Genomic DNA, 12,516 nt, shown 5'->3' with positions numbered 1-12,516 from the left:
TGGGCTCAACCTTTACGCGTAGTCCGACTCAGCTGGCCATCCACTCCCACAGGCACCTCACCGGCCAAGGTCACCCGGCGCACCACCCGTGGCTGGGTCCCATAATCATCCACCGCATAATGCTGCGTGGCGCGGTTATCCCAGATCGCCACATCCCCGGCCTCCCAGCGCCAGCGCACGGTGTTCTCCAGCCGTGTCACATGCCCCTGCAACACCGCGAACAGGTGCTGCGAGTCTGCCAGCGAATAGCCCTTGATGCGCTTCACGAAATGCCCCAGCTGCAGCGCCCGTTCACCACTGATCGGGTGCACCCGCACCACCGGGTGCTCGGTCTCGTACACGGTCGAGGTGAACACCTTGCGATAACGCTCAAGTTTCGCCGGGTCGACATCGGGCTTGAGGCTCGCATAGTCATATTCATTGCTGTGCACTGCCCACAGCGTGTCGGCCAGCTCACGCAGTGGCTCGGGCAGTTCCTGATAGGCCGCAGCGGTATTGGCCCACACGGTATCGCCGCCGGAAGCCGGCGCCACCACGCTGCGCAGGATCGAGGCCTTGGGGTAGGCATCGACGAATGTCACGTCGGTGTGCCAGGAGTTGGCCCGCTGGCCTTCGGCGCCGTCCAGTTGCAGCAGGTAGCTGGTACCGTCCACCACCGGCACGGTGGGGTGTGCGACCGGCTCGCCGAGCAGCTTGGCGAAGCCTTCCTGGCTCTGGTCGTCCAGGTGGGTCTGGCCACGGAAGAAGATCACCTTGTATTTCACCAGGGCGGCCTGGATGGCGTCGAGGGTGGCGGTATCCAGGTCGGCTGAAAGCTTCACCCCACGGATCTCGGCGCCGATGCGGCCGGCAACCGGGTGGATGTCGAGTTCGAAGGCGTGTGGCGCGGAGGCCAGTGCGGCATTGCTCATGGTCGTGGTCCTTGCGGTCATGGTCGGGTTGTGGGTTCAGCGGGCGGCCTGCACGGCCTGTTGGTGTTGCAGCGCGGCATCGAGGAAGCGTGGTTCGATCCACTCGGAAACCTGGAAGCCACGGCGGATCAAGCGCTCGCGGGCGGCCAGGTCGACGCCCTGTTGCAGTTGGGCGACGAAGTCGGCGTCCAGCCGTGGATCGAAGTAATGGGCAAGGTCTTCCTTGGCCAGGTCATCGCTGAGGATGCTGCGTGGCCAGTTGGCGTTGCTTGCCACCAGGTCGACGAAAGCATCGCGGTTGTGCTCGTCGCGCAGCCAGCTGGCGGCCTGTTCCTGGGCATTGACCAGGCGCTGCACCAGCTCAGGGTATTTGCGGATGAAATCGCCCGTGCCAAGCAACACCGCCTGGGTGCTACCGGCACCTTCCAGGTCGCGGGAGTTGACCGGCAGCTCGACCAGCCCGCGCTCACGCAGCGACAGCAAGTTGGACAAGCCCCAGGTGGCGTCGATCTGCTTGGCGGCCAGGGCAGCGTTGGCAGCGTTGAAGTCCAGGTTGATCACTTTCAGGTCGCGTTCGGACAGCCCTTGGCTGGCCAACGCGCTGGCGAACGACAACTGGTTGGCGGTGCCGCGGAATACCGCCACACGCTTGCCCTTGAGGTCGTGCAGGGTCTTGATGCCGGAGCCCGGCACCACGCCCAGATAACTCTTCACCCCACGCACGCCGGCAGACAGCACGCGGGTGTCGAGGCCGTTGGCCTTGCCGACGATCGCCGCCAGGTCGCCCAGGTAGGCGAAGTCGGCCTGGCCGTTGGCCAAGGCTTCGTTGACCACAGGACCTGCGCCCTTGAAAAAGTGCCAGTCGATGCGGATGCCGTCTTTGGCGAATTCTTTTTCCAGCAGTTGCTGGTCACGCAGTACATCGACCACGCCGCCAGCACTGTGCTTGCTGCCGGCGCTGAGGTCGGGCACGGCGATGCGGATGCTTTCGGGTTTGGCCGGCTCGGTAGCGTGAGCGCTCAGGGTGAAGGCCAGACCGAGGGCGGTAATCAGGTGGCGCAATGGGGTTTTCATGGCAAGGCTCCTTGGCAGGCTGCCACCGGCGATGGCCGGCGCGTTGGCCAGAAGCTAGGCAGGTCTGGTTAGAACCTACAAAGATCAAAACTTCATTTTTTAGTAACTGAAAGACATAAATGAGGATTCATGCGGGGCGCGGGAGGGCTTGCGAGAAACGCATGGAAAATATGAGCAAAACGCAATGGCGTGGGGGTTCCGCATGCATGGCTTGCATGCTCTTATCTCTTGAAAGTCACTTCTGTAAATTTTTAATTCCTTAAGTGAATAACATTGGAACGCTTCGAGAGATGGCCGATGAATGGAGTTCTTAGCAGGAGATCGTGGTGGCAGCGGGGGCCGCTGCGCGGCCCTTTCGCGACACACGGCCGCGCCTACCTGGTGCCGATGACGCTTGCCGTTCTATGGGTGGTGGCGAGCCGGCAGCACTGGATGAGCGAGCAGATCCTGCCGGCACCTTCGCTGGTGTGGCAGAGCGCGCTGGAGTTCGGCTCAGGCGAGCTCTGGGGGCACTTGTGGATAAGCTTGCAGCGGCTGTTCTGGGGGCTACTGGCGGGCATCGGCAGCGGCTTGCTGCTCGGCACCTGGCTGGGCACCTCACGCCATGCGCAGACCTTGGTGTTGCCAACCTTCGTGGCCCTGGCGCAGATCCCCACCCTGGCCTGGATCCCGCTGTTCATGTTGTTCTTCGGCATCGGCGAGCTGCTCAAGCTGGTGGTGCTGGTGAAGGCCGTAGTGGTACCGGTCACCTTGCATACCCTGGTCGGCGTGCGCGATGCCCAGCCCAAGTTGCGTGAAGCTGCCGCCGCCTTGCGCCTGCCACGCCACCTGCTGTTTCTGCGCCTGCTGCTGCCCGCCGCCCTGCCCGCCTTTCTCACCGGTGTGCGACTGGCCCTGGCGACTGGCTGGACCTCGTTGCTGGCCGTTGAACTGCTTGCCTCCAGCGAAGGCATCGGCTACCTGATGGTCTGGGGCCGGCAACTGTTCATGCTCGACCTGGTGCTGCTGTGCATCCTGGTGATCGGCTTGGTCGGCGCGCTGCTGGAACGTGGCTTCTCGGCCCTGGAAAAGCACCTGTTGCACTGGCCGCAACCGGCCACCGGCGAACAACAGCGCGGTCCCATCCCACGGGGCTGGCAAAGCCTGCTGCTACCGGCAGCACTGCTTGCGCTGTGGCAGGCGAGCAGCAGCTTCGGCTGGATCGACCCGAACATCCTCACTTCACCACTGGACGTACTGCGCACCCTGTTCGGCGGCCTGGCCGATGGCTCGCTGCCAGAGGCCATGCTGCTGAGTCTGCAGCGCACCCTGACCGGCCTGCTCCTGGGGGGCAGCGCCGGCTTGCTGAGCGGGCTGGTGCTGGGGCTTTCCCACAATGCCGAACGCCTTTTCGGGCCAAGCCTGTCGGCCCTGCGCCAAGTGGCGCTGTTCGCCTGGGTTCCCTTGCTCACCGCCTGGTTCGGCCTGGGCGAAGGGGCCAAGAACGTGTTCGTCGGCCTGGCTGCATTCTTCCCGCTGCTGATCGCTACCCAGCGGGGTATCGCCAGCCTGTCGCCACAATTGGGCGAAGCGGCCCGCACACTGCGCCTGAACCTGTGGCAACGCCTGCGCCTGCTGGTGCTGCCGGGGGCCGCACCGGCCATCTTCGCCGGCCTGCGCCTGTCGCTGATATACGCCTGGCTCGGCACCCTCGGCGCCGAGTACTTCATGCCCTCGGACGGCGGCATTGCCAGCCTGATGATCGGCGCCCAGCAACTGTTCCGCATGGACCAGGTCATGGCCGCCATGCTCCTGATCGGCCTGGTCGGCGCCCTGCTCGGCACCCTCGGTCAACGCCTCGAATCGCGCGCCACGCGCTGGAGAACCGCATGAACGCCTTCAATGCTTCACACCTGCTCGCGGCCAATCAGGCCGACACCACGCCGCCGCTGGTCAGCTTCGAAGGCGTAGGCAAAGTCTTCAGCGTCGACGGCCAGCCCTTCGAGGCCATCCGCAATTTCAACCTGGCCATCAACGAAGGCGAGTTCATCGCCATTGTCGGCGCCTCAGGCTGCGGCAAGTCGACCCTGCTGCGCCTGCTGGTCGGGCTGGACACCGACTACAGCGGCAGTATCCGCGTCGATGGCCAGGCGGTCCGCGGCATCGGCGGTGAGCGCGGCATCGTGTTTCAAGAACACCGCTTGTTCCCTTGGCTGACGGTAGAGCAGAACATCGGCCTGGGCCTGGTCAATGAGCAGTTGACCCAGGGCGCACGCGCCCGGCGTGTGCACGAGTTCGTGCAACTGGTGGGCCTGGTCGGTTTCGAGTCGGCCTACCCGCACCAGCTCTCTGGCGGCATGGCCCAGCGCGTGGCGATTGCCCGTGGCCTGGTGGCAAGCCCGCGTATCCTGTTGCTCGACGAGCCGTTCGGCGCACTCGATGCACTGACCCGCCAGCAGTTGCAGGACGAACTGCTGGCCATCCGCGAGCGCGCTGGCATCACCACCTTGCTGGTGACCCATGATGCCGAAGAAGCCACCTACCTTGCCGACCGCGTAGTGGTGCTGGAGCCGCGCCCCGGAAGAATCAAGTCGGTGGTGGAAGTCGACCTGCCGCATCCACGCCTGCGCACGGGTGTGGCGTTGCATGGGCTGCGCGAAAAGGTCCTGCATCAGATCACCGGTGACGGCGGTTACTTGCCACCACCGGCGCGCCGGGTAGAGGGCCTGAGGCCCGAGTTGATCGCCCTGTAGGAGCGGCTTGAGCCGCGAACACCGGCAAAGCCGGTGCCCATCTACCGCGCCGCCTGCTTCGCGGCTGAAGCCGCTCCTACAAGGCCGGTGCTGGCTCGCCAAGCGTGCGCAGGTAGGCCCAGGGATAGATACCCCGCTCATGCCCATCGCTGAACACCAACTGCACGCCGTACCCCTGCGCCACCACCCGCTCGACGCGCACATCGTCCCTGACCACGGACAGCCGCCCCTGCAAGCGCGCCGACCGGCATTGCGAGCAGGGGCAGGCGCCGCGCAGGCGGGCATGGCTGATGATCGCCTCGGTATCGGCCCATTGCAGGGCCAGCAAGCCAGGCCCACGCTGGTTGCGAATCGCGCTTGGCGCCGCCATCAGGCAGCCCCACGCAACTGCGTCAGGGCGATGCGCACTGCCTTGCGCACTTCTGGGTCACTATCCGCTTCCGCCGCCTGCAACGCAGGCAAAGCCCGGGCCTGCCCGAGTTCGCCCAGCGCCAACGCGGCTTCCTTGCGCAGGTTGGCGATACCGTGGCCGAGCAACTCAGCCAATGCTTCCAGCGCCTCAGCATGGCGCAACCGGCCCAATGAACGCGCTGCACGCAGGCGCACCTGCCAGAAGCCATCGCCCAGCGCGGCCACCAGGGCCGGGCCGGCCTGTGCGTGGCCTACTTTGCCCAAGGTCGTGGCGGCTTCCTCGCGCACCTGCCAGGCCGGGTCGCTCAAGGCGCTCACCAACGCTGGCAACACTTGGCTATCACGGGCCAGCCCGAGGGCGCCGATGGCGGCGCGGCGGACATCAGTGTCCGGCTCACGCTCGGCCAGCAAGGCCAAGGCCGGCAGCGCTGGCTCGTGCTTGAGCCAGCCAAGAATGCCCACGGCCTCCCGGCGCACTGCGGCGTCCTCATCCCGAAGCGCCTGCAGTGCCGGTAGCGCGGCGTCCTCCAGGCGCAGCTCCCGCAGGGCACGCAAAGCGCTGGCGCGGACGAAGGCCTCGGCATGGCCGACCCACGGCAAAATCAGCAGCCCGGCCTCTGGGCTCTTGAGCTCGCTGAGGCTCTGCGCCGCCGCCAGGCGGACCCCTTCGGCCGCATCGGCCAGCGCGGCGCACAATGCCTGAACCACTTCAGGTTCCTCCCAGGCCTCCAGCAACCGTGCGGCTTCGGCGCGCACCTCGTCGGCGCTGTCGACCAGCACAGCATCGGTCAGCCATGGCAAGGCATCGGGGTCTTCAAGGTCGGCCAGCTCGATCAAGGCAATGCGTCGCACGCCCGCATCGTCGGCTTCCAGGCGTGGCAGCAATTGGAGAATGTCGCGGTTGTCGGTGTTTCGTGCAGTCATAGCGCGATCCTTAGCGGCGGATGGTCGGTGGCTGGCAGGCCGAGCGGCGTCAGGCGCGGCAGTTCGCGGCCCTCTTCATGGCGCAGCAAGGCCAGGCAATGGCGTTTCAGGTGAGTGAATTCAGGGCTGGTCAGCAGGCTGGCGCGGCGTGGGCGCGCAAAATCCAGGCGCAGGTCCTCGATAAAGCGACCGGGACGCGGGCTCATTACCAGAATGCGGTCGCCCAGGAACAAGGCTTCGTCGATGTCGTGGGTGACGAACACCACGGTGGTGCGGATGCGCGCCCAGATATCCAGCAGCAGCTCTTGCATGCGCGAACGGGTTTGCGCATCCAGGGCACCGAAAGGCTCGTCCATCAACAGCAGGCGCGGGCGGTTGATCAGCACCCGGGCAATTTCGGCGCGCTGCTGCATGCCACCGGAAAGCTGGCTGGGCCAGCGCTCGGCGAAGTCGGCCAGGCCCACCAGGTGCAGCATTTCGCGTGCCTGCTGGCGGCGTTCGGCCTTGCCCAGGCCTTGCATCTTCAGGCCGAAGGCGACGTTGTCGAGCACGCTGCGCCATGGCAGCAAGGTGTGGTGCTGGAACACCATGCCGCGCTGCGGCGAAGGCCCGGCGATGGCCTGGCCATCCACGTTCAGCTGGCCGCTGCTTGGCACCAGGTGCCCGGCCAGGGCGCCGAGCAAGGTCGACTTGCCACAGCCGGACGGCCCGAGGATACAGACGAATTCGCCCGGCTCCACGGCAAAATCCAGGCCCTGCACCGCCTCGAAGGCTTCGCGGCCCTGCCCCAGTCGAATCGACAGGCCATGCCCATCGATGCGCCCGGGTACCTGTTGATAACGGCTCATCAGCTGGCCCTCCGCGTGCGGTACCAGGGTGTGGCGAATGCGCCGAGGCGCTTGACCAGCGCGCTGCTGCCCATGCCCAGCACGCCGATCAGCAGCATGCCGACGATGATGTCCGGGTAGTTCTGCAAGGTGTACGACTCCCAGGTGTAGTAACCAATGCCGAACTGCCCGGCGATCATCTCGGCGGTGACCAGGCAGAACCACGAAGTGCCCATGCCGATGGCAAGGCCGGTGACGATACTCGGCAGCGCGCCAGGCAATATCACTTCGCGCAGGATCGCCCAGCGCCCGGCACCGAGGCTGCGCGCCGAAGCAACCAGGCGTGGGTCGACGGCCTCCGCGCCATGCACGGTATTGAGCAGGATCGGGAACAGCGCACCGGTGAAGGTGATGAACACCATCGACAGCTCCGACGACGGGAACATCAGGATCGCCAGCGGGATCCACGCCACCGCAGGTATCGGCCGCAGTACTTCGAGCGGTGGCAGCAAGGTGTCCTCGGCCCATTTCGAGCGCCCGATCAGCAAGCCCAGGGCCACACCCAGCAGTGCCGCAGCGGCATATCCGGCAAACACCCGCGACAGGCTGCTGCCCAGGTGCGCCAGCAGGGCATTGCTGGTCAGCAACTGCCAGGCCGCCTCCAGCACCGCCTGCGGCGTGGGAACGTAGGTGAAGGTCAGCAGGCCAAGGTCCAGCTTGACGCTGGCCGCCACCTGCCAGAACAGCAGGCAGGCCAGCAGCGAAACCAGGCGCACAGGCCAGCGCTTGAGGTCGCGGGACATGTCGGTACCTCCCGGTCAGCGCTGGGCAACCAGCTTCTGGTTGGCACTGACGAAGTCCAGCGCTTCACCACCATGGGCCTTGGCGTACTGCTCGGCCTGGTCCTTGAGCAGGAAAGCGGCCAGCTCACCCTTGGCGTTTCGCACAAACCAGGCTTGGTTGGCCAGCAGCTTGATGCCACTGTCGGCAGCCTGGGCATAGATGGCGCGGATGTCCTTGCCTTCCTGCTCCAGCTGGGCCAGAGCGCCAAGGGCGGCTTCCGGCGAGGCGTAGTGGCGTACCTTGTCTTCACCGCGCACCCAGATCTGCGCCAGGCGGCTGAAATCGGTGATCGGCTTGCCAGTGAGCGCGTCGTTGGCCTTGAGCGGCAATGGGTCGTAGTTTTTCAGCGCCTTGTCGTAGTCCAGGCCGGCCTGCTTGAAGGCGGCGCGGATGTACTGGTCGTCGATGAACTGGTCGGTGTCGAGGCCGCGGTCGGTCTTCTTCAGCAACTTCAGCGTATCAATGGACGTGGCCACCGCCTGGCGGTATTCGGGCTTCCAGGTCAGGTCGCGAGTCTGCAGGCCGAGCGGGCCGTGGAACAGGTAATTGACCTCGGCCTCGATGCCGGTGACCTTCTCGATCAGCTCGCTGTACTTCTCCGGCTCGGCAGCGATCAGGCGGTCAGCTTCGAGGCTGGCGCGCAGGTAGGCGGTGACCACCTCCGGGTACTTCTTCGCATAAGCGGCATCGACCAGGGCGCCGTGGAAGGTCGGCGCATTGGCCTGGGCACCGTCGTAGATCTTGCGGGCAAAACCGCGGTTGGGGAACAACTCGGCGAACGGCACGAAGTCGGCATGGGCCTCGATGCGGTTGCTGCGCAAGGCGGAGCCAGCGATTTCCGGGGCCTGGGCGATGATACGCAGGTCCTTTTGCGGGTCCCAGCCTTGGGCCGCGACGGCGCGCAGCAGCATACCGTGGGCGGTGGAGGCGAACGGCACGGAGATGGTCTTGCCCTTGAGCTCAGCCAGCGACTGCACCTTGGATGCCGCCGGTACGACGATGCCGTTGCCGCTGCCATGCACACTGCCCGAGAGCACACTGATGAAAAGGCTGCGCTTGCCGGCATCCAGATGCGCGACGCCGTTGAACGAGCCAGGGAAATCGGCCATGGCACCGAAGTCGAGCTTACCGGCGACCATCTCGTTGGTCAGCGGCGCACCGCTGGTAAAGTTCTTCCACTCCACCTGGTACTGGGCATCCTTGTACTTGCCGTCGTGCGGCAAGTACTTGTCGAGCAGGCCCAGCTCACGGACCAGCAAGCCGCCGGTGGCGCAGTTGATGGTGGTGTCCTGGGTGCCGATGGCGATGCGAATGGTTTCGGCGCTGGCATTCAGGCCGGTAAGCGCCAGCGCGAGGCCGGCCACGGTTGCTACAAGGCGCATGGGTGTTTCCCCTCGAATCGTTTTGCGTTCTGGAATCGTCTCCGCCGCCCGGCTTGGGGGGTGGGAAACGAGGGGCATTGCAGGAGGGCGCGTCCGGTGGTTCGCCGGATGGCGGGGATGAGTCAGCGCAGCAGGTAAGGGATGTCGACCTTGACCGCACCGGTGGGGCAGTCTTTTTCGCAGGGCATGCAGTACCAGCACTCGTCGAAGGCCATGTAAGCCTTTTGCGTGGCCGGGTTGATCGCCAACAGGTCCATGGGGCAGACCTCGACACAGACGGTGCAGCCTTTTTCGGCAATGCACTTGTCTTCATCGATGGTTACCGGAGCGCTGCTGCGAAAGAAGATTTCCTGGGGCTGGTAGGCCATTTCACGGGGTCCTTGGGGCCTTCATGGGCACCCTTTCATCTAGAGGCTTGCACATTTCCCCATGGGAGCGGGTTTACCCGCGAAGAATCCAACACGGTGGATGGCACCGGCTTCGCCGGTGTTCGCGGGTGAACCCGCTCCCACAAGGTGAGGTGTCGCTCAGGCGGCATTGGCTTTGACTCTCAACCGGTCATAGGCAGTCTGCTCTTCGGCATCCAACGCGATCAGGTACGGCTCGACGGCTTTCTTGAAACTGGTCATTTCACCGTTTTCGCCTTTTTTCAGGTGGCAGTGGCAAAACCATTCGCCATCGTTGCGCTCGGGGAAGTCGACCCTGTGGTGGTACAGGCCCCAGCGGCTCTCTTCACGGAACAACGAGGCCCGCGCCGCCATTTCGGCACAGTCGCGGATCACCGACACTTCCATGGCGCGCATCAACTCATGTGGGTTGCTGGCTTTCATCTGCTCCAGATCACGCTCGATCTCGGCAAAGCGAGCCAGGCCGATTTCCATCTTCTTGGTCACCTTCGGCGGCTGCAGGTAATCGTTCACCATGCGGCGCAGCTTGTATTCGACCTGCGCTGGCGGCAGGCCATGCTCGCGCTGAAGTGGGGCGAACACCCGCGCGCGTTCGCGCTCGACCTGCCCGGCATCAACTTCGGCCAGCTCCCGCCCGGCCACGTACTGCGCGGCATTCACACCGGCAAACCAGCCGTAGGTGAAAGCGCCGAGCATGTAGTTGTGTGGTACGGCAGCCATGTCACCGGCGGCATACAGGCCCTTGACGCTGGTCTCGGCCTTCTCGTTGACCCACACCCCCGAGGCCGAATGCCCCGAGCAGAAGCCGATCTCGGAGATATGCATCTCGACCATGTGCTGGCGGTAGTCGATGCCACGCCCGGCATGGAACTGGCCACGGCTGGGGCGCTCGTTGCTGTGCAGGATCTCTTCGATGTTCTGGATGGTTTCCTCGGCCAGGTGGTCGAGCTTGAGGAACACCGGGCCGTTGCCGCCTTCGAGCTCCTGGTGGAACTCCCACATCATCTGCCCGCTCCAGTAATCGCACTCGATGAACCGCTCGCCCTTGCTGTTGGCGGTGTAGCCACCCAGCGGGCCGGTAACGTAGGCGCAGGCCGGGCCGTTGTAGTCCTTGATCAGCGGGTTGATCTGGAAGCACTCGAGGTTGGCCAGCTCGGCGCCGGCGTGGTAGGCCATGGCATAGCCATCGCCGGCATTGGTCGGGTTCTCGTAGGTGCCCATCAGGTAGCCCGACGACGGCAGGCCCAGGCGCCCGGCGGCACCGCAGGCGAGGATCACCGCCTTGGCCCGGACCACGCGAAACTCGCCAGTGCGGCAGTCGAAGCCCAGCACACCGGCAGCGGCGCCTTGGGCATCGAGCAGCACGCGAGTGCAAACCATGCGGTTGCTGATTTCGACCCGGGCGCGCTTGAGCTGGCGATAGAGCACCTTCTTGATGTCGTGGCCCTCGGGCATGGGCAGCACGTAGGCGCCCATGTGGTGGACCTTCTTCACCGCGTAGTCGCCGGTCTCGTCTTTCTCGAACTTGACGCCCCAGCGGTCGAGCTGCTCGATGGTCTCGAAACTGTGGGTGGCATAGGCATGCACGGCGGCCTGGTTGACGATGCCGTCGTTGGCCACGGTGATTTCCTTGGTGTACTGCTCGGGCGTGGCATGGCCGGGGATGATGGCGTTGTTCAGGCCGTCCATGCCCATGCTGATGGCACCGCTGCGTTTGACGTTGGCCTTGTCCAGCAGCAGCACGCGCAGTTGCTTGTCGTGCTCCTTGGCCTTGATCGCCGCCATCGGCCCGGCGGTGCCGCCGCCGATGACGATGATGTCGTAATCCTGGGTCTCGATGCTCATGCCTTGCTCCCCTTCTGGCGGTCGATGCGCAGGCGGTACTGGAAGGCATCGCCGCGGTAATAGAGGTGTTCGAAGTCCAGCGGCGCACCGTCGGCGGTGTGGGTCAGGCGCTCGATGCGCATGATTGGCGCACCCTCCTCCACCTCCAGCGCCTGGGTCAGGTCGCTGTCGGCCAGCACTGCGTCGATGGCCAGGTCGGCGTGACCCAGGGCGATGCCACAGTCGTTTTCCAGCAGCAGGAAGATGTCGCGGGTGACCAGGTCGGCCTTTTCCAGCTTCTCGCCGACGGCCTTGGGCAGCCAGGTCAGCTCGAGCGACACCGGCTCGCGGTTGATCAACCGCACACGACGGATCTCGGTGACCAGGCTACCCTCCGCGACTTGCAGCCGCGCCGCCACCAGAGCATTGGCCGGCACGTGGCGGAAGCTGCGCAGGCGGTTGATCACTTCGTAACCCATCTGCGTCATCGACTCGCCCAGGCCTTGCAGGGTGCTGACGTTCTGGAACGCCTTGGGCTTGGCGACGAAGGTGCCTTTGCCGTGGATCTTGAAGATCAGCCCTTCCTTTTGCAGGTCGCCCAGCGCCTGGCGCACGGTAATGCGGCTGACATCGAAAGCCTTGCCCAGCTCGCTTTCCGAGGGCATGCGGCTATGGGGTGGATAAGTACCGTCGAGGATGCGCTCGCGCAGCAGTTCCTTGAGCTGGGTGTAAAGCGGTACCGGGGACAGGGGAAGCAGTTCGGCCATGGGTCTCTTCGCTGATCGATGACTTGTTATAACAAGTTGTGACCAGAGCATAGGGGGCATAAGAACCTAGAGGGAAATACTGATATCGCATATGGATAGATGGATTTAGGTGGCCGATACCGGCCCTTCGCGGTTAAAGCCGCGCCTACAAACAGCGCACAACCTGTGGGAGCGGCTTTAGCCGCGAGGGGCCAATCAGGAAAAACTGCCATAGATCAAGGCGATGGACGCCGCCGAATCAGATGGGTATCATGCGTTCGCGTTGCACTCGTAGCTCAGCTGGATAGAGTACTGCCCTCCGAAGGCAGGGGTCGTGGGTTCGAATCCCGCCGAGTGCGCCATCTTCGAAAGCCCTGGGATCATTCCCGGGGCTTTTTCATTTGTGCGACATGTCGCGTTTCTGGCACTCCCGTG

General features: G+C 64.7%; 12 protein-coding genes and 1 tRNA gene. 3 read left to right on the top strand and 10 right to left on the bottom strand.

Going from position 1 to position 12,516, the window contains the following annotated elements; all coding sequences use genetic code 11:
• Positions 1-5 precede the first annotated feature (5 nt).
• Positions 6-911 carry a TauD/TfdA dioxygenase family protein gene (locus H040_RS09410; RefSeq protein ID WP_085205630.1) on the bottom strand — a complete coding sequence of 302 codons (906 nt, stop codon included), beginning with the start codon at positions 909-911 and terminating at the stop codon, positions 6-8.
• A 36-nt stretch (positions 912-947) separates the two neighbouring features.
• The gene (locus H040_RS09405; RefSeq protein WP_027916928.1) at positions 948-1,985 is read right to left on the bottom strand and encodes an ABC transporter substrate-binding protein; all 1,038 of its coding nucleotides are present in this window, start codon (positions 1,983-1,985) and stop codon (positions 948-950) included.
• A 297-nt stretch (positions 1,986-2,282) separates the two neighbouring features.
• On the opposite strand from H040_RS09405, the gene H040_RS09400 reads away from it, so the two are divergent.
• Both H040_RS09400 and H040_RS09395 read left to right on the top strand, forming a co-directional pair.
• Complete coding sequence (locus H040_RS09400; RefSeq protein WP_027916929.1) at positions 2,283-3,857, top strand: ABC transporter permease; 1,575 nt, start codon at positions 2,283-2,285, stop codon at positions 3,855-3,857.
• Positions 3,854-4,717: an ABC transporter ATP-binding protein gene (locus H040_RS09395; protein ID WP_050437158.1), complete on the top strand. Its 864-nt coding sequence runs from the start codon at positions 3,854-3,856 to the stop codon at positions 4,715-4,717. Before H040_RS09400 ends, H040_RS09395 begins: the two co-directional genes overlap by 4 nt.
• A gap of 76 nt (positions 4,718-4,793) precedes the next feature.
• Here H040_RS09395 and H040_RS09390 read toward each other — a convergent pair whose 3' ends face one another.
• The 8 genes from H040_RS09390 to H040_RS09355 form a co-directional block, all read right to left on the bottom strand.
• On the bottom strand, positions 4,794-5,087 hold the full coding sequence (locus H040_RS09390; RefSeq protein ID WP_027916931.1) for a DUF971 domain-containing protein: 294 nt from the start codon (positions 5,085-5,087) through the stop codon (positions 4,794-4,796).
• On the bottom strand, positions 5,087-6,052 hold the full coding sequence (locus tag H040_RS09385) for a HEAT repeat domain-containing protein (RefSeq protein ID WP_027916932.1): 966 nt from the start codon (positions 6,050-6,052) through the stop codon (positions 5,087-5,089). Before H040_RS09385 ends, H040_RS09390 begins: the two co-directional genes overlap by 1 nt.
• Complete coding sequence (locus H040_RS09380; RefSeq protein WP_027916933.1) at positions 6,049-6,900, bottom strand: ABC transporter ATP-binding protein; 852 nt, start codon at positions 6,898-6,900, stop codon at positions 6,049-6,051. The genes H040_RS09385 and H040_RS09380 overlap by 4 nt, the downstream gene beginning before the upstream one ends.
• Complete coding sequence (locus H040_RS09375) at positions 6,900-7,682, bottom strand: ABC transporter permease (protein ID WP_027916934.1); 783 nt, start codon at positions 7,680-7,682, stop codon at positions 6,900-6,902. The genes H040_RS09380 and H040_RS09375 overlap by 1 nt, the downstream gene beginning before the upstream one ends.
• A 15-nt stretch (positions 7,683-7,697) precedes the next feature.
• A complete protein-coding gene (locus H040_RS09370; protein WP_027916935.1) occupies positions 7,698-9,104 on the bottom strand; it encodes an ABC transporter substrate-binding protein in 1,407 nt (468 codons plus the stop codon).
• Positions 9,105-9,226: 122 nt separating this feature from the next.
• Complete coding sequence (locus H040_RS09365) at positions 9,227-9,472, bottom strand: 4Fe-4S dicluster domain-containing protein (protein WP_008096634.1); 246 nt, start codon at positions 9,470-9,472, stop codon at positions 9,227-9,229.
• Positions 9,473-9,631: 159 nt separating this feature from the next.
• Positions 9,632-11,356, bottom strand: a complete 1,725-nt coding sequence (locus H040_RS09360) for a fumarate reductase/succinate dehydrogenase flavoprotein subunit (RefSeq protein ID WP_027916936.1) — start codon at positions 11,354-11,356, stop codon at positions 9,632-9,634.
• Positions 11,353-12,102 (bottom strand): GntR family transcriptional regulator, encoded by a 750-nt coding sequence (locus H040_RS09355; protein WP_027916937.1) that lies wholly within the window; start codon positions 12,100-12,102, stop codon positions 11,353-11,355. The genes H040_RS09360 and H040_RS09355 overlap by 4 nt, the downstream gene beginning before the upstream one ends.
• A gap of 264 nt (positions 12,103-12,366) precedes the next feature.
• Here H040_RS09355 and H040_RS09350 point away from each other — a divergent pair.
• Positions 12,367-12,443, top strand: a tRNA-Arg gene (locus H040_RS09350).
• Positions 12,444-12,516 lie beyond the last annotated feature (73 nt).

This window comes from Pseudomonas sp. URMO17WK12:I7 (assembly GCF_003269045.1).
In the GTDB taxonomy this organism is placed as follows: Bacteria; Pseudomonadota; Gammaproteobacteria; order Pseudomonadales; family Pseudomonadaceae; genus Aquipseudomonas; species Aquipseudomonas putida_J.
This window is presented reverse-complemented; position numbering and strand designations above follow the sequence as displayed.